The 16297-nt window shown below is 71.4% G+C and carries 17 protein-coding genes; 6 read left to right on the top strand and 11 right to left on the bottom strand.

Features of this window, described 5'->3' with window-relative positions:
• Nucleotides 1-154: 154 nt before the first annotated feature.
• A complete protein-coding gene (locus ACWENQ_RS39235; protein WP_452418780.1) occupies nt 155-1120 on the top strand; it encodes a DUF1702 family protein in 966 nt (321 codons plus the stop codon).
• Between the two features lie 201 nt (nt 1121-1321).
• Here the strand turns inward: ACWENQ_RS39235 and ACWENQ_RS39230 are convergent, their stop codons facing one another.
• Nucleotides 1322-1948 carry a class I SAM-dependent methyltransferase gene (locus tag ACWENQ_RS39230; protein WP_449928523.1) on the bottom strand — a complete coding sequence of 209 codons (627 nt, stop codon included), beginning with the start codon at nt 1946-1948 and terminating at the stop codon, nt 1322-1324.
• A 74-nt stretch (nt 1949-2022) separates the two neighbouring features.
• Here ACWENQ_RS39230 and ACWENQ_RS39225 point away from each other — a divergent pair, with 74 nt between their 5' ends.
• The 3 genes from ACWENQ_RS39225 to ACWENQ_RS39215 are packed head-to-tail and all read left to right on the top strand — an operon-like array spanning nt 2023 to nt 3743.
• Nucleotides 2023-2466: a pyridoxamine 5'-phosphate oxidase family protein gene (locus ACWENQ_RS39225; protein ID WP_354910005.1), complete on the top strand. Its 444-nt coding sequence runs from the start codon at nt 2023-2025 to the stop codon at nt 2464-2466.
• Nucleotides 2463-2654 (top strand): ferredoxin, encoded by a 192-nt coding sequence (locus ACWENQ_RS39220; protein WP_354910008.1) that lies wholly within the window; start codon nt 2463-2465, stop codon nt 2652-2654. The genes ACWENQ_RS39225 and ACWENQ_RS39220 overlap by 4 nt, the downstream gene beginning before the upstream one ends.
• A gap of 6 nt (nt 2655-2660) precedes the next feature.
• Nucleotides 2661-3743: a Zn-dependent alcohol dehydrogenase gene (locus ACWENQ_RS39215; protein WP_452418779.1), complete on the top strand. Its 1083-nt coding sequence runs from the start codon at nt 2661-2663 to the stop codon at nt 3741-3743.
• 127 nt (nt 3744-3870) lie between these two features.
• Here the strand turns inward: ACWENQ_RS39215 and ACWENQ_RS39210 are convergent, their stop codons facing one another.
• The 9 genes from ACWENQ_RS39210 to ACWENQ_RS39170 form a co-directional block, all read right to left on the bottom strand.
• Nucleotides 3871-5118, bottom strand: a complete 1248-nt coding sequence (locus tag ACWENQ_RS39210; protein WP_452418777.1) for a TolB family protein — start codon at nt 5116-5118, stop codon at nt 3871-3873.
• Entirely contained in the window at nt 5115-5618 is a 504-nt protein-coding gene (locus tag ACWENQ_RS39205; protein ID WP_354910015.1) for a SigE family RNA polymerase sigma factor, read from the bottom strand. The genes ACWENQ_RS39210 and ACWENQ_RS39205 overlap by 4 nt, the downstream gene beginning before the upstream one ends.
• 198 nt (nt 5619-5816) lie before the next feature.
• Nucleotides 5817-6569, bottom strand: a complete 753-nt coding sequence (locus tag ACWENQ_RS39200; protein WP_452418775.1) for a Mut7-C RNAse domain-containing protein — start codon at nt 6567-6569, stop codon at nt 5817-5819.
• Between the two features lie 112 nt (nt 6570-6681).
• Complete coding sequence (locus ACWENQ_RS39195; RefSeq protein WP_449928419.1) at nt 6682-7689, bottom strand: sugar phosphate isomerase/epimerase family protein; 1008 nt, start codon at nt 7687-7689, stop codon at nt 6682-6684.
• A complete protein-coding gene (locus ACWENQ_RS39190) occupies nt 7686-8828 on the bottom strand; it encodes a Gfo/Idh/MocA family protein (RefSeq protein ID WP_449928417.1) in 1143 nt (380 codons plus the stop codon). Before ACWENQ_RS39190 ends, ACWENQ_RS39195 begins: the two co-directional genes overlap by 4 nt.
• Nucleotides 8828-9877 (bottom strand): ABC transporter substrate-binding protein, encoded by a 1050-nt coding sequence (locus ACWENQ_RS39185; RefSeq protein WP_449928415.1) that lies wholly within the window; start codon nt 9875-9877, stop codon nt 8828-8830. Before ACWENQ_RS39185 ends, ACWENQ_RS39190 begins: the two co-directional genes overlap by 1 nt.
• Nucleotides 9874-10872 (bottom strand): ABC transporter permease, encoded by a 999-nt coding sequence (locus ACWENQ_RS39180; RefSeq protein WP_449928413.1) that lies wholly within the window; start codon nt 10870-10872, stop codon nt 9874-9876. Before ACWENQ_RS39180 ends, ACWENQ_RS39185 begins: the two co-directional genes overlap by 4 nt.
• Nucleotides 10869-12353: a sugar ABC transporter ATP-binding protein gene (locus tag ACWENQ_RS39175; RefSeq protein ID WP_452418773.1), complete on the bottom strand. Its 1485-nt coding sequence runs from the start codon at nt 12351-12353 to the stop codon at nt 10869-10871. Before ACWENQ_RS39175 ends, ACWENQ_RS39180 begins: the two co-directional genes overlap by 4 nt.
• Nucleotides 12347-12478 (bottom strand): hypothetical protein, encoded by a 132-nt coding sequence (locus ACWENQ_RS39170; RefSeq protein ID WP_449928409.1) that lies wholly within the window; start codon nt 12476-12478, stop codon nt 12347-12349. The genes ACWENQ_RS39175 and ACWENQ_RS39170 overlap by 7 nt, the downstream gene beginning before the upstream one ends.
• Before the next feature lie 637 nt (nt 12479-13115).
• On the opposite strand from ACWENQ_RS39170, the gene ACWENQ_RS39165 reads away from it, so the two are divergent.
• Nucleotides 13116-13313: a hypothetical protein gene (locus tag ACWENQ_RS39165; protein WP_449928407.1), complete on the top strand. Its 198-nt coding sequence runs from the start codon at nt 13116-13118 to the stop codon at nt 13311-13313.
• Nucleotides 13314-13812: 499 nt separating this feature from the next.
• On the opposite strand, the gene ACWENQ_RS39160 is transcribed toward ACWENQ_RS39165, so the two are convergent.
• Nucleotides 13813-14685, bottom strand: coding sequence for an SDR family oxidoreductase (locus ACWENQ_RS39160; RefSeq protein ID WP_452418771.1), 873 nt, complete (start codon nt 14683-14685; stop codon nt 13813-13815).
• Nucleotides 14686-14867: 182 nt separating this feature from the next.
• Here ACWENQ_RS39160 and ACWENQ_RS39155 point away from each other — a divergent pair, with 182 nt between their 5' ends.
• Nucleotides 14868-15926 (top strand): NAD(P)H-dependent amine dehydrogenase family protein, encoded by a 1059-nt coding sequence (locus ACWENQ_RS39155; protein WP_452418770.1) that lies wholly within the window; start codon nt 14868-14870, stop codon nt 15924-15926.
• Nucleotides 15927-16297 lie beyond the last annotated feature (371 nt).

Here is a 16297-nt window from a genome sequence, read left to right as displayed (position 1 = left end):
CCCGGCCGCCGGCACCCGCAAGCCGTTTTATCGCTTCTTTGCCACCGGGGGCGGAGCGCCGCCGAGGGACGCCGCGACGCGCTCACTAGGTTCGTCAGTGGCCGTTCGATGCGTCTTCGGGGGAAGAGTGGGCGACACGGGCACGCTTGCGTTGTTGGAGCAGGTCACGACCGATCCGACCGTCTCCCCTTCGGCGGGGCTCCGGCGCCTGCTGGCGAAGGACCCTGCCGAGGCCGACCTCGGCAGGCGCCGCTTCCGCCTGCGGTCGGGGCCCGCCCGGGCGGCCATCGAGCGCTCCGAGCGGTCGTACGTCTTCGGTTACAACGCGGTCCTGTCCCGCGAGACGGGCAGGATCGACGAGCTCTCACCCGAGCAGCGCGGTTTCGGGTACGCGGGCGCCGCCACGGCGTGCGCGACCCTCGACCTGCTCACCATGACCCGGGGCCGGCGCCTTCGCGAGCTACTAGCCGGCCCCGCCATACGGCACCAGCACCTCGCGTACCTCGGCGCCGGCCGGGCGTACGCGGGGCTGCGGGTCCGCCCCCTCCAGGGTCTCGGCGGCACGCATCCGCTGCTGCGCTGGCTGGCGGTCGACGGGTTCGGTTTCCAGCGCTCGCTCGCCCGCGCCGACCGGATGGTGGGTGAGCGCGCCGTTCCCCGCCTGCTCACCAGGAGCCGGCGCGCGCTGTTCGACCAGGGGCTGGGGCGCATGCTCTGGTTCCACGACTGCGCCTCGCCGGAGGACGTCTCGGCGCGCGTCGCCGAGTATCCGGCGACGCGCAGGGCGGACCTGTGGAGCGGCGTGGCGTTCGCGGCCACGTACGTGGGCGGCGCGGACCTGGACGAGCTGTGCAGGCTGACCGCCTACGCCGCCTCCGACGGCTTCCGGGCCCATCTGACGCAGGGCGCGGCCCTCGCGGCGGCCGCCATGCTCCGCGAGGGGCACCTGCCCGGCCACGCCGAGCACGCCGTCCAGCTGATGGCAGGGGCCGAGCCCGAGCAGGCCGCCGCGTGGGCGGACCGGGCGCTGATCGAGCTCGGTCACGACCCGCACAGCCCCGAGGACTTCCTCTCCTGGCAGGCCCACACCCGCCGCGCGTGGCTCCGCAGGAACCGGTGAGGGACTGCCGGCGGCGCCGCGCTCACTGAACCGGACCCGGCTCCATGAAGGCGTGCCCTGGCCGCAGGAAGGCGGGCCTGACCGCAGGAAGGCGGGCCTGACCGCAGGAAGGCGGGCCTGACCGCAGGAAGGCGGGCCTGGCCGCAGGAAGGCGGGCCTGACCGCAGGAAGGCGGGGCCGGCCGTTGGAAGGCGGGGCCGGCTAGCGCAGGCGGGTCAGGACGCGGAGCGAGCCCGTCACCGAGGTCTCCTCGAAGGCGCCGGTCTCCAGCGCGCGCAGATACACCCGGTACGGCGCCTGCCCGCCGTCGGCCGGATCAGGGTAGATGTCGTGGAAGACCAGCGCCCCGCCCACCATCACGTGCGGTGACCAGCCCTCGTAGTCGCGCGTCACCGGCTCGTCGGAGTGGCCGCCGTCGATGAACAGCATCGCCAGCGGCGTGTTCCACAGCCGCGCGACCTGCTCCGAGCGGCCCACGATCGCGATGACCTCGTCCTCGAGGCCCGCCTCCGCGATGGTCGTGCGGAAGGTCGGCAGGGAGTCCATCTTCCCGAAGCGCGGGTCGACGAGCGTGGGATCGTGGTGCTCCCAGCCCGGCTGGATCTCCTCCGATCCCCTGTGGTGGTCGACCGTCACCACGACCGAGCCGGTCAGGCGGGCGGCGGCGCCGAGGTAGACGGCCGACTTGCCGCAGTAGGTGCCGATCTCGCAGATGGGGCCGCGCGTGCCGTACCGGAGGGCGGCCCTGAACAGCGCCATGCCCTCGTCGGCGGGCATGAACCCCTTGGCGCGCTCGGCGGCCAGCAGCAGATCGGGCGGCATCTCCATGACGAGCACCTTACTCACGACTCGAACCGAACATTCCTCTTGAACGAGATTCTGGAACCTGTTCTACTTGGCACGTGAACCAGCGCGCCCGCATCGCGATGTCCGACGACGACATCGCCGCCTTCCTCCAGGAGTCGCGCAAGCTGCAGCTCGCGACCATCAACCCGGACGGCACCCCGCACCTGGTGACCATGTTCTACGCCCTGGACGCCGGCCGGATCGCCTTCTGGACCTACGGCAAGGCGCAGAAGACCCGCAACCTGGAACGCGACCCGCGGGTCAGCTGCCTGATCGAGTCGGGCGACGACTACGCCGAGCTCCGCGGCGTCCTGGTGTACGGCGTCGCCGAGCAGGTCGAGACGACCCTCGACATCGGCATGGAGATCGCCCGGCGGATGACCCCCGGCGTGCCCGACGAACTGCTCAGGGAGTACGTGGAACACACCGGGAAAAAGCGCGCCGCGTTCGTCGTGGAGCCGACCAGAGTGGTCTCATGGGACCACAGGAGGCTGTCATGAAGATCAAAGTCGATTACCTGGTCTGCGAGGCCAACGCCGTGTGCATGGGGCTCGCGCCCGAGGTCTTCGAGGTGGACGACGACGACCAGCTGCACATCCTGCTGCCTGAGCCGCCGCCGGAGATGTTGGACCGCGTCCGCCACGCGGTGCGGTCATGTCCGAAAGCCGCCCTCTCACTCGAGGAGTGACCCCCCATGCGCGCAGCGCTGCTCCACACCGTAGGAGACGACAAGCTCGACATCCGCGACGACATCACTCTCGCCCCCGTCGGCCCGGCCCAGGTGCGCGTCAAGATCAAGGCCACCGGGGTCTGTCACTCGGACCTGTCGGCGATGACCGGCGCCCTTCCGCAGCCGGTGCCGCTGGTCCCGGGCCACGAGGGCGCGGGCGAGGTCGTGGAGGTCGGTGACCACGTCACCTCGGTCCAGCCGGGCGACCACGTCATCATCAACTGGCGCCCCGCCTGCCAGGAGTGCGCGCTGTGCGTGGGGGGCCAGCCGTACCTCTGCATGAAGTACGTCGTCGAGTCCTTCACCACCGGCACCTTCCGGATGGGCGACACGATGGTGTACGGCATGGCAGGCAGCGGCACCTGGGCGGAGGAGATCGTCATCCCGTGGCAGGGAGCGATCAAGGTCGACCCCGCCGTGCCGTGGGAGGCCGCCGCCCTCATCGGCTGCGGCATCACCACCGGCGTCGGCGCGGCCGTCAACACCGCGCGCGTCCGGCCGGGCTCCACCGTCGCCGTCATCGGCTGCGGCGGCGTCGGCCTGTCGGTCATCCAGGGCGCCCGCATCTCGGGCGCGCGCACCATCCTCGCCGTCGACCCGCTCGCCGCCAAGCACGAGCTGGCGCTGAAGGTCGGCGCCACCCACGCCGTCACCCCCGACGACCTGCCGGGGGCGCTCCAGGAGCTCACCGGCGGGCAGGGCTTCGACTACGGCTTCGAGGTCGTCGGCAAGTCGGCCACCATCCAGAGCGCCTGGCAGCTCACCCGCCAGGGCGGCGACGTCATCGTGGTGGGCGCGGGCGCCATGGACGACATGGTGTCGATCTCGGCGTTCAGCCTGCTGTTCGAGGGCAAGAACCTGCTCTCCTCGCTGTACGGCGAGGCCGACGTCAGGCACGACTTCCCGTACTTCGCGGAGCTGTACAAGGCGGGCCAGCTCGACCTCGACTCGTTGATCAGCGCCCGGATCAAGCTGACCGACCTGAACGAGGCGGTGGCGGCGTTGCGCAACGGTGAGGCGCTTCGCCAGATCGTCCTGTTCGACTAGCGAGGCGGCGGGCGGCCGTGGGGGCCTCCCCCACGGCAGCCACCACGCATCCGCGAGCGCCGCTCACCTGGGCCGCCCGGGTGAGCTCGTGCGTCCGTCACTCGGCCGGCGACCTCGGGCTCCAGCCCTACGGGATCTTCGACAGATCGAGGACGACGATCTCGTCCCCGACGGGGTAGGCCATCAGCCGTTCGTCCAGCGCCGGCTGGGGGGAGGCGATGCTGTTGTCCTTGCCCATCCGGATCCCGAGGTCGGCGGCGGTGCCGGTGGCCAGGTCATGTAGCGCCATCCTGCGGGCGTTCGCGTCCCCGGCGAGCGCCGTGTGGAAACGGTCTCGCGCCGGCAGGCGGTGGAAAGTGAAGCCGCCGGGGAGCTCCCGCTCCTCGGACCCGTCGCGCAGCCGGACGAACGCTTCCCTGCCGCCGGCGCGGAGACCCATGCACGATGTCACGCCGCACCTGACGTCCCGCTCGCCGGGCCGGGTGACAGCGGTCCTGGTCTCGCCGGTCTCGACATTGCGTATCTCGCCGAACCGCACCCCTTCATCAGGGCCGTACCAGCCGCCCGGACCGATCCACGGCCCCGTCAGAACGTGCAGCCTCTCGGCGTCCGGCACCGGTTCGGTGGTGCCGCCGTCGAGTGACACCCTGAACACGCCGCCGCTGCGGAAAGAGAACGTGATCCTGCCGTTCGCGACCGCCGGCGGGTCCAGCGCGGCGTCGTTGTCGCGCTCCTCCGTCGGGACGGTGGCCTTCCGCTCGGCCACGAGCTTCGCATTGCCGCCGGTCACCGGCACCGACCAGAGCTGCGCGACGCCTTCCTTGTTCGCCGTCCACCACACGATGTGACCGTCGCCGACGGTGAAGTCGGAGGCGAACAACACCGTCCCCTCCGGTGTCGGCACGTCGGTGAGTCGGCGCGCCTCGCGCGTCTCGAGGTCGTAGGCGAACAGGGCGTCGGCCTTCTCGAAGCTCGCCTGGGTCTCGACCAGCACGGTCCGGTCGTCGATGAAGGCGACAGGCTGGAACCTGCTGCCGTCCGGCAGCCTCGCGGGGAGCTTGTGCACCGCCTGCGGCCATACCTTCTCCACCGGCTCGGGCAGCGCTCGGTCCGCCGGCGCAGGAGTGGCGACCTCGGCGCTGACTGTGGCTCGGGGATTTCCCAAGGTCGGAGCGGCCGGCCCCGGCCCGGTCAGGACGAACGTGGTGCCGCCCGCGAGCACGGCCACCGCCGCGGCCGCGAGCGCGGCCTGCGTGCGCCGCCTGCGCTGCCGATGGCGGGCCTCCACCTGGGTGGCGAGTGCGCCGAGCCGGCGTGGTGCCCGCTCGGCCGCGTGGCCGAGGGTGCTGCGCAGAGTCTCCTCGAGATCGTTCATCGCACGCTCCTCTTCTGGGCCGTCTCTGGAATCGGTAGGGCGGCGCGGAGCTTGTCCATCGCTCGCGAGGCCTGGCTGCGCACGGTCCCGGTCGAGATGCCGAGCAGGTCGGCGATCTCCGCGTCGGTCAGCTGCTCGTAGTACCGCAGCACCAGGACCGTGCGCTGCTTGCGCGGCAACTCGGCCAGCGCTTCCCACAGGGCCTGCTCGTCCCCCGTCGGCAGCGTGTCGTGATGCTCCGTCTCGGGCGGGCTCCAGACAAGGTGCTCGCGCCGCCGTCGTCGCCAGGCGGCTACGTGCAGCCTGGCCATCGTGGTACGCGTGTAGCTCTCCGGGCGGTCCTTCAGCCGTACCCGGTGCCAGGCGCCGCGCAGCTTGAGCAGCGCCTCCTGAACCAGGTCGGCGGCGTCGTGCGCGTTGCCCGTGAGCACGTAGCCGTAGCGGAGCAACGCATCACCACGCTCCGCCACGAATTCCGCGAAGCGGGAATCGGATTCCAACTACCTTCGCCTTTCGTCGTTCCTTCACGACCTTGAAGGAGTTCGGCGGCGAAGTGTTGCATCGCAGGCGCGCACGACGTCCGCCGCTGCGCGGGTGGGGCGGTGCCGGAATCGGGGTCTCGGCAAGGTGACGGCCAGGCGTCCAGGACCCGGTCCAGGCAGCGCGCACCGTACGCATGCGCGTACGGCGGGAGGACGTCAGCCGCCGGTCGCGGGGTGGGCGTAAGCCGTACGGACGATCTCCTCCAGGTGGTCGCTGTGCGCCCCGCGCCAGTAGACCTGGCCGCACTCCCCGCACTGGCCGTAGGCGTCGTAGTTGCGCCGGGTGCCGACCTCGAGCAGCGGCTCGACCTCCTCCTTGCCGACAGCGACCAGCTCGCCGTTGCACGCGGTGCAGCGCGTCCACGGGCGCAGCGGCGGGGCGAACCGTCCGAGCAGGTCGCGCAGCTGATCGTCAGCCCGCGACCCGCGCACGTACGCGCCCAGCCACAGCGCGCGGCGGCGCAGCAGCCCGCGGTCCTGGGTCAGCAGGACCCGCCGCTCGGCGTTGGCCTGGGCGACCAGCGAGGGGTCGTCCATGTCGTTGTGGTAGGCGGTGTCGATCCCCAGCAGCCGCAGCCGCCTGGCCAGGGTGCCCAGGTGCACGTCGAGCAGGAAACGCGGCCCCTCGGGCAGCCGCTGCGGGCGCGGCACCGGGGGCACCTCGATCACGTCGCCGGCGGCGGGCTGGTACGACGGCTCGACGCCGCTGTCACCGGCCCGCATCGGCCCGACCTCGGTCAGCGGGACGCCGAGCGCCTCGACCAGGTGCCCGAGCGTGGCCGTGCCGTCGAGCGGCACGTCGTGCCACTCCTGGCGGCGGGCCACCGGCAGGAACAGTCTCAGCTCTTCGGCGATGCGGAGGCGTACGACCACGTTGCCAGCATGCCATCGGGAGCGACGTGAGCGCATGCCCGTTTTCTGGCGAGGCGCATGACGCGGACATCATGCGCGCTTGCCCGCAACCGCCTGCACCGCGACTTCTGGACCACCGCCTACCAGACGATCGACGGCCGCCCGGCGCCTACTCGGCGGCGAACGCCGCGTCGAACGCCGCCGCCGGCGGGGTGATCGCGTTCATCCGCCTGATGTACGCCAGCGCCTCCGGCGCCCCGTCGAGCCGGTCCATCCCCGCGTCCTCCCACTCGATCGAGATGGGCCCTTCGTACCCGATCGAGTTCAGCGCCCTGAAGCAGTCCTCCCACGGCACGTCGCCCCGCCCCGTCGAGACGAAGTCCCAGCCGCGCCGCAGGTCGGCCCACGGCAGGTGCGACGACAACCGGCCTCTGCGCCCGTCGCCCACCCGGACCCTGGTGTCCTTGCAGTCGACGTGGTAGATCCGGTCGGCGAAGTCGAGGATGAAGCCGACCGGGTCGAGGTCCTGCCACACCATGTGGGAGGGGTCCCAGTTGAGGCCGAAGGCGGGACGATGGCCGACCGCCTCGAGGGTCCGCTGCGTGGTCACGTAGTCGTAGGCGATCTCGGACGGGTGCACCTCGTGCGCGAACCGCACGCCCACCTCGTCGAACACGTCGAGGATCGGGTTCCACCTGTCGGCGAAGTCCTGGTACCCGGCCTCGATCATGGACGGCGGGACCGGGGGGAACATGGCCACGGTGTGCCAGATGGACGACCCGGTGAACCCGACGACGGTGTCGACGCCGAGCAGCGCGGCGGCGCGCGCGGTGTTCTTCAGCTCCTCGGCGGCGGCCTGCCGTACCGACTCGGGGTCTCCCGTGCCCCAGATGCGCGCCGGCAGGATCGCCTGGTGGCGGGCGTCGATGGGGTGGTCGCACACGGCCTGTCCCGCCAGATGGTTGGAGATGGCCCAGACCTTGAGCCCGTGCTTGTCGAGCTGGGCCCGCTTGGCGGCCACGTAGGACGGGTCGGCGACGGCCTGGCCGACGTCGAAGTGGTCGCCCCAGCAGGCGATCTCCAGGCCGTCGTAGCCCCACTCGGCGGCCAGCCTGCACACCTCGTCGAACGGCAGGTCGGCCCACTGGCCCGTGAACAACGTGACTGGTCTCGTCATGAGATCTCCTTGTAGCAACCTTCGGCCGCGCTCTGTTCGACCGCCGCCAGCACCCGCTGCACCCTCAGCCCGTCGGCGAACGACGGCGACGGGTCCGTGCCGGTGCCGATCGCCTCGAGGAAGTCCTTGATCTCGTGCGTGAACGTGTGCTCGTAGCCGAGGCCGTGCCCCGGCGGCCACCACGCGCCCACGTAGGGATGGTGGGGCTCGGTGACGAGGATCCGTGTGAAGCCCTCACCACCCGACGACACCCACAGCTCGTTCATGGCCTCGAAGTCGAAGGCGAGGCTGCCGAGAGACCCGTTGACCTCCAGGCGCAGGGCGTTCTTGCGCCCGGTGGCGAACCTGGTCGCCTCGAAGGAGGCCATCGCTCCCCCGGACATCCGTCCGATGAACAGCGCCGCGTCGTCGACGGTGACCGTCCCCTTCTCCGAGGTACGGCTGCCGCCGAGCCCCGCGGAGGCCGACGCCAGCGGCCGTTCCTTGACGAAGGTCTCGGTGAGCGCCGAGACGCCCACGACGTGCTGTCCGGTGACGAACTGGGCGACGTCCACGATGTGCGCCCCGATGTCGCCGAGCGCGCCCGAGCCCGCCTTGTCCTTCTGCAGCCGCCACACCAGCGGGAAGTCGGGGTCGACGATCCAGTCCTGGAGGTACTGCGCCCTGACGTGCCTGATCTGCCCGAGTTCCCCTGCGGCGACCATCTGCCGCGCCAGCGCGACGGCGGGCACACGCCGGTAGTTGAAGGCGACCATCGACCTGCCGGAGGAGGCGGCGGCCGCCGCCGTCATCGCCTCGGCCTCCTCGACGGTGTTGGCGAGCGGCTTCTCGCAGATGACGTGCTTGCCCGCCTGGAGCGCGGCGACGGCGATCTCGGCGTGGGAGTCGCCCGGCGTGCAGATGTCGACGATCTGCACGTCGTCGCGGTTGACGAGCTCTTTCCAGTCGGTCTCGACCGCGGCCCAGCCCATCGTGGCCGCGGCGGCCGTGACGGCCTCGCGGGACCTGCCGGACAGGGCCGCCATGACCGGGGTCACCGGCAGGTCGAAGAAGGCCGCCACGTTGCGCCAGGCCTGGGAGTGGACGCGTCCCATGAACGCGTAGCCCACCATGCCGACGCCGAGGGTGGTCTGTGTCATCAGGATTCGAACCCCAGAGGTAGGTACTTCTGCACGTTCTCCTTCGTGATGGTCTCCGAAGCGAGCGTGATCGACTGCGGCACTTGGTTCTCTACGAGGTCGCTCATGCCCTTTCCCTGGGCTATCAACCTCGCCAGCCTGATGGCGGAGGAGGCCATGGTGGGGCTGTAGGTGACGGTCGCCTCAAGCACCGAGGCGCCCGACTGGATCTCCCGCATGGCGTTGGCCGAGCCGGCGCCGCCCACCATGAAGAACTCGTCGCGGCCGGCCTCCCTGATCGCCGCGAGGACGCCGACGCCCTGGTCGTCGTCGTGGTTCCACAGCGCGTCGATCTTCTTGTGCGCCTGGAGCAGGTTGGCGGCGACCTTGTTGCCCGTCTCGACCGTGAACTGGGCGTCCTGACTGGCGGTGACGTCGAAGCCGTACGTCTTGAGCGCGTCGGCGAAGCCCCTGCTGCGGTCCTGGGTCAGCGGCAGCGTGGCGATGCCCTGGATCTCCACGATGACGGGGTCGGCCACGCCCTTGGCCTTCAGCTTCCTGCCGATGTAGTGGCCGGCCGCGACGCCCATGCCGTAGTTGTCGCCGCCGATCCAGGTGCGGTAGGCGAGCTTGTCGGGGAAGATGCGGTCGAGGTTGACGACGGGGATGCCCGCGGCGGTGGCCTGGAGCGCGACCTGGTTCAGTTGCCGGCCGTCGTTGGGCAGGATGACCAGCGCGTTCACCTTGGCCGCGATCAGCGACTCGACGGCGGAGATCTGCGCGTTGATGTCGTTGGTCGGCTCGACGGGCTTGAAGTCGACGTCGGTGTACCGCTTGGCGGCGGACTCGGCGTTCTTGGCGATCGCGGCGATCCACCCGTGGTCGGCGGCGGGCGCGGAGAAGCCGATGACGACCCTCGTGCCGGGCTGGTCGTTGCCGCCGGCGGGAGCGGGAGCGGGCGCCGAGTTCTGGGCGGACGGCTGGGCGGTGGGCTGGTTGCTGGTGCATCCGGTGGCCAGCAGGACGGCCCCGCCAACGAGGAGACCTCGGCGCGCGACTTTCTCGGTCATGGTGCTCTCTCCTTGAGGTTCCGCCGCTGGAGAAGGACGGCGACGACGATGATCAGGCCCTTGGCGATCAACTGGTCGCTGGTGTTGAGCCCGTTGAGGATGAACAGGTTGGTGATCAACGTGAAGATCAGCAGGCCGAGGATGGAGCCGATGATCGTCCCCCGGCCGCCGGTGAGCAGGGTGCCGCCGATGATGACCGCGGCGATGGCGTCCAGCTCGTAGAGGTCGCCGTGGGTGGAGGAGCCGGTGGTGGTCCGCGCCATGATCAGGATGGCGGCGATCCCGCAGCAGAGCCCCGACAGCGTGTACAGCAGCATCGTGTGCCGCCGCACGTCGATTCCGGCCAGCCGGGCCGCCTCGGGGTTGCCGCCGACCGCGTACGTGCGGCGGCCGAAGGTGGTGCGGTTGAGCACGATCCAGCCGGCCGCGACCACCAGCGCGAAGATGTAGACCAGCAGGGGGATGCCGAGCACCCTGGTGGTCGACAGCGCGACGATCGCCTCGTTGCCCGGCTGGATGAGCTGCGTCTTGCGGTCCGACATCCGCTGGGCCAGGCCGCGCGCGGCCACCAGCATGGCCAGCGTGGCGATGAACGGCACGATCCGCCCGTAGGCGATCATCAGGCCGTTGACCAGGCCGGCGCCCGTGCCGACGAGGACGGCGCACAGGCCCATGACGAGCGGGCCGTACGACTGGGTGGCGAGCGTGGTGGCCCACACCGAGGCGAGCGCCATGATCGCGCCGACGGACAGGTCGATGCCGCCGCCGATGATCACGAACGTCATGCCGACGGTGATGACCCCGATGGTGGCGGCCAGCGACAGGATGCTCACCAGGTTGGCGGCGGTGGCGAAGTTCTCCGGCACGGTGACCAGGCCCACGACGGCCAGCAGCGCCAGCGCCCCCACCAGGCCCAGGTGCCGCACCTCGCCGACCCTGGCGAGGACGCCGGTTCGGCCCGTGGCCGTGGCCGCGGAAACGCCTTCGGACCTCACGCCGCGCTCCCTTCCATGATCATGTCCAGCACCGTGTGCTCGTCGAGCTCCCGCGCGGCGGCCTCGTGGATGACCCGGCCCTCGCGGACCACCAGTACGCGGTCGGCCAGCCCGAGGACCTCGGGCACCTCGCTGGAGACCAGCAGCACCCCGATGCCGTCGTCGGCCAGCTTCCTGATCACCGCGTACAGCTCGGCCCTCGCGCCGACGTCCACTCCCCTGGTGGGCTCGTCGAGCAGGAGCAGCTTGCGGTCGTTGAGCAGCCAGCGGGCCAGCACCGCCTTCTGCTGGTTACCGCCGGACAGCGTCTTGATCGGCCGTTGCGGATCGGGCGGCCGGATGTCGAGCGTCCTGACGAGCCGCCTGGCCTCGCTGTCCTCGCGCGCCCGGTCCAGCCAGCCGAACCTGGCGTAGCGGCCGAGGCTGCCGAGGGTGATGTTGGCGGTCACCGACTGGTCGAGCAGGAGCGCCTGGGCCTTGCGCTCCTCCGGGGCCAGGCCCATGCCCTGTTGCACGGCCCGGGCGGTGTCGCCCCCGACGGGCCTGCCGTCCAGGAGGACCCTGCCGGTGGCGCGGCGCGCGCCGTAGACGGCCTCGAGGATCTCCGAACGGCCCGAGCCGACCAGGCCCGCCAGGCCGACGATCTCACCGGCCCGCACGGCGAAGGAGACGCCGGTGAAGACGCCGGGCGCACTCAGGTTCTCCACGCGCAGCACCTCGGCGCCGGCGGCGCGGTCGGAGCGGGGCGGGAAGACGTACTCGACGGTGCGGCCGGTCATGAGCGAGACGATCCGCGAGGTCGGGGTCTCGCGGGCGGTCAGGCCCACGGCGACCGTCCTGCCGTCCTTGAGCACGGTGACCCGGTCGCCGATCTCCCTGATCTCCTCCAGCCGGTGGGAGATGTAGACCACGGCCACGCCCTGCGCGGTGAGCTCCCTGATGATGCGGAAGAGGTTGGCGACCTCGTCGTGGGCGAGGGCGGCCGAAGGCTCGTCCATGACGATCACGCGGGCGTCGTGGGAGAGCGCGCGGGCCATCGAGATCACCTGCTTGGCGGCCGGCGACAGCCTGCCGACCTCCGTCGACGGCCTGATCTCGCCGTGGCCGAGCCGGTGGAGGATCTCGCCGGCCCGGTTCCTGAGCGCCTTGCGGCGGGTGAAGCCGAGGCGGGTGGGTTCGTGGCCCAGCATGATGTTCTCCGCCACGCTGAGCCCGTCGACGAGGTCGAGCTCCTGGTACATGGTGGCCACGCCCAGCCTGATGGCCTCGACCGGGCTGCTCGGCGCGATGGTGGCGCCGTTGAGCTCGATGGTGCCCGCGTCGGGCCGGTGGACGCCCGCGAGCACCTTGATGAGCGTGGACTTGCCCGCACCGTTCTGTCCGAGCAGGCAGTGCACCTCGCCCGCCCGCACGTCGAGGTCGACCCCGTCCAGCGCCCGCACGCCGGGGAACTGCTTGACGATGCCTCTCATGATCAACATGCGGCGATCCCGTTGCTGGTGCCCGGAGCGAGGTTGTGGTCGTCGGGGTCCGGCCGCGTGGTGGCCGGGCCCCTGCCGATCAACGTCAGAACATCGCCCGGCGAGCCGGGGACGTCACCCGTCATGCCGCGACGATAAGAGCAGACTTATGACGAAATCAAGGGATCAAGAGCGTGTCATCCGGCCGAGATTTGCAGATCTTCTGCCGCCGATCGAGCAAAGTAGGGTCTTGACCGGCGGAACCCGGCGGTGACCATGGGTTTTCGCGCGGGTGCGCCCCGCGCGCCCGCGCGGCCGTCCGCGCCTGCCCGCCCGCCGGCCGTCCGCGCCTGCCCGCCCGCCCTGAGCGTGGCCGCCTCGCTCACCTGCTCGGGCCGCTCCCCGAGCCGCAGGCATCCGGCAGCGGCGGCCGGCACGCCGCGGAACCGGCGACGGCGGAAGCCGACACCTTGGAACGACGACGACGGAGGCCGGCACGCCGCGGAACCGACGACGGCGAAGGCTGCCGGAAGGAAGGGCTGGTCGCGGCGCTACCAGAGGGAAGGGCTGGTCGCGGTACCACCAGAGGGAAGGGGTGGCCGCGGTACTACCAGAGGGAAGGGGCTGGTCGCGGTGCTACCAGAGGGAAGGGGCGGGTCGCGGTGCTACCAAAGGGAAGGGGCGGGTCGCGGTGCTACCAGAGGGAAGGGGCGGGTCGCGGCGCTAGCAGAGGTGCTGCAGACGCCGGGCAGCAGGTCCTCGAGGGCAGGATGCCGCGCAGAGGTGGCGGCGGCCGAGGCGGCAGCCATCGCCAGGCACACCGGCTCGCGGGCGCGGGTCGAGCGGCTGGAGCCGGTGCCGGTCAGGATCGCGGCCATCGAGGGCGGCACCGGCCGGTGCCGCGAGCCGACCGGCGCGGCGGCGGACCCGGGTTCCTCGGCCTGCCCGCTGAGCCTGCTGGACCTGGGCGCCGGACGTTGAACGGGGCTCGACCGGCTGGAGACACCCTGGACGCGGCCTGGCCACTACACCGCCCTCCTCACACCGCCCTCCTCGCCGCGGCCCTCCTCGCCGCGGCAGGCGGCCCGGTGGAGGTGGAGCCCGCCGTACGGCTGGGCGCGCCGTCAGCGGGCCGCCGAGCCCCGCCGCCGGATCGATCGAGGCCTGGGCGCGAGCCGCCGACCGCCCCTGGGCCACGGCGGGCGCGTTGCGCTGCCACGCCGTAGCGACCGGCGAGGAGAAGCCCTACGCGCAGGCCGTGGAACTGCACGAGCGGGACGGCAGGCCCGTCGAACTGGGCGGCGGGCCCGTCGAACCGGGCGGCCCGTCGAACCGGGCGGCGGGCCCGTCGAGCGGGCCCGCACCGAACTGGCGCCGTTCCCGCCGCCCTGCGCCTCGCCGGCCGGTTGGTCCCCCAGGAGCTCCAGGTGGTCCGGACGGTCGCCGAGGGCCGCAGCGGCAGGGAGATGCGCGCCGCCCGCTACAGCATCGCCTTCATCGAGTCGGCGGCCGTCAGCACGTACGGCTGCTCGGCCATGATCGTCTCCCAGTTGCCGGCGATCGCCTCGGGCGACAGGTCGTCGGTCTTCCACCCCGGCCCCTCGGCCACGAACACCCGCGCCACCTTTCCCCCGCCGACGCTGAACACCTCGCCCGACGTCTCGCAGGTCTCGTGCGCGAGGAAGGCCACCAGCGCGCTCACCCGCTCGGGCGTGAACTTCGCCTCGAACTCGGCCGGAAGCAGCGCCTCGGTCATGCGCGTCCAGGCGATGGGCGCGATCGCGTTGGCCTTGATGCCGTTGCGCGCGCCCTCGATCGCCAGCGTCTTGGTCAGCCCGACCAGGCCCATCTTGGCCGTGGAGTAGTTGGCCTGGCCGAAGTTGCCGAACAGTCCGGCGGGCGAGGAGGTGTTCACGACACGCCCGTAGCCCTGCTCCTTGAGGTAGGGGTAGGCGGCCTGGCTGACCAGGTAGGAGCCGCGCACGTGCACCGCGAGCACCGCGTCGAACTCCTCGACCGTCATCTTCCCGAACGACTTGTCGCGCAGGATGCCCGCGTTGTTGATGACGATGTCGACCTTGCCGAAGGCGTCGACGGCGGACTGGACGACGGCCTTGGCGCCCTCGGGGGTGGCGACGTTGTCGGCGTTGGCGACGGCCTCGCCGCCGTTCTTCCTGATCAGCTCGACCACGTCGGCCGCCGGCCCGGCCGACGCGCCGGTGCCGTCGAGAGCGCCGCCGAGGTCGTTGACCACGACCCGCGCGCCTCGCTCGGCCAGGAGGAGCGCGTGCGAGCGGCCGAGCCCGTGCCCGGCGCCCGTGATGATCGCGACCTTGCCGTCGAACCGGAGCATGCGAACCCTCCACCGTAGGAGAACAACATTCTAGTAAGGGCACAATATCCCGGCGAAGCTGTTGCGGACAGTGATCAGTCATGCGGATTTCTGCTAGAGTTCTTGCCCCCGCTAGGGCGGCGGTCAAGGACGACACCCCTCCCTGTAACGGCCCCGCCCACCATCCGGGCTGGAGGCCTTGCATGCCCGCACAGCCGCCCCTCCGCGTGATCCAGTGGGCCACTGGCGCCGTCGGCCGTTGCGCACTGCGCAGCGTGCTCACCAGGCCCGAGTTCGAGCTCGCCGGTGTCCTCGTCTACGACCCCGACAAGGTCGGCGTCGACGCGGGAGAGCTGGCGCGGTTGCCCGAGGTGGGCGTCAGGTGCACCGACGACGTCGAGCGGATCATGGCGCTCGACGCCGACTGCGTGCTGCACATGCCGCTGCCCGCCTCCTACTTCGGCCGCGACCACAACTCCGACGTCGAGACGATCTGCGCCCTGCTCGCCTCGGGCAAGAACGTCGTCACCACCACCGGCTTCGTCTATCCGCGCTCCTACGGGCCCGGCGTCGTCGAACGCATCGAGGAGGCCTGCGAGAGGGGCGGCACGTCGCTCCACGGGACCGGGATCAACCCGGGCTTCATGAGCGACTTCCTGCCGCTGGCGCTGACCGGGCTGTCGAGCAGGGTCGACCACATCTACGTTCGCGAGTCGTCCGACTTCCGCGGCCATCCCTCCCGGCAGATCGTGGTGGACCTGGTCGGCTTCACCCGCTCGGCCAAGGACTACACCGCCGCCGTGCGCCCCTACCGGGCCTTCCAGCGCTCGCTGTTCGCGGAGAGCGTCCAGCTCGTGGCCGACGCGCTCGACGTGCGGCTGGACGAGGTGGAGGAGAGCGACGAGTTCGAGCTGGCGACGGAGGAGTTCGAGATCGCCGCCGGGCTGGTCAGCGAGGGCACCGTCTGCGCCTCGCGCTGGGTGTTCTCCGGGCTGGTGCGCGGGCGGCCCTTCATGACCATCGAATGCGTGTACAAGGCCGACGCGGCCAAGGTGCGCCGCTGGCCCGAGCCCGGGTTCGCCATCCACATCGAGGGCGTGCCGCAGATGATGGTGACCGTCGACGAGGTCTCCCACGGGCTCGCGGCGGCCGCGGCCAGAGCGGTCAACATCGTGCCCGCCCTCTGCGCGGCCCCGCCCGGCATCCGCACCATGCTCGACCTCCCGGTCCCCCGCGGCCGCCACACCGTCACCCGCCACTGACAGGCTCGCTTCCGGTACGGCGACCTCAGGGCCGCCGATCCTCGCCTCCCTGTACACCTCCCTGTACGGCAGGCCGGGTCGAGGCCACCGTGGTCACCGCTGACCGCCCGTCCATCACGCGCACTCCAGCGGGACTCCGGCGGGCCACCGTCACGTCGCCCGCACTCCGGAATCCCGGAATCCCGGAATCCCGGATGCCCGGATGCCCGGAAGCTCGACAGCCCGGAAGCCCGGATGCCTGGAAGCTCGACAGCCCGGAAGCCCGGAAGCCCGGCAGGTCGTGGCGGGTCGTGGAGGGTCGTGGCGGGTCCGTTGGGGCGCCCGGCCCCGTGCGCCCGGTGACGCGTATCCCTGGACTGGCGCCCGCCCCG

The sequence above is a fragment of the Nonomuraea sp. NPDC004354 genome (genome assembly GCF_053602555.1).
The sequence above is the reverse complement of the archived record's forward strand: the minus strand, read 5'-3'. Positions and strand labels throughout refer to the sequence as shown.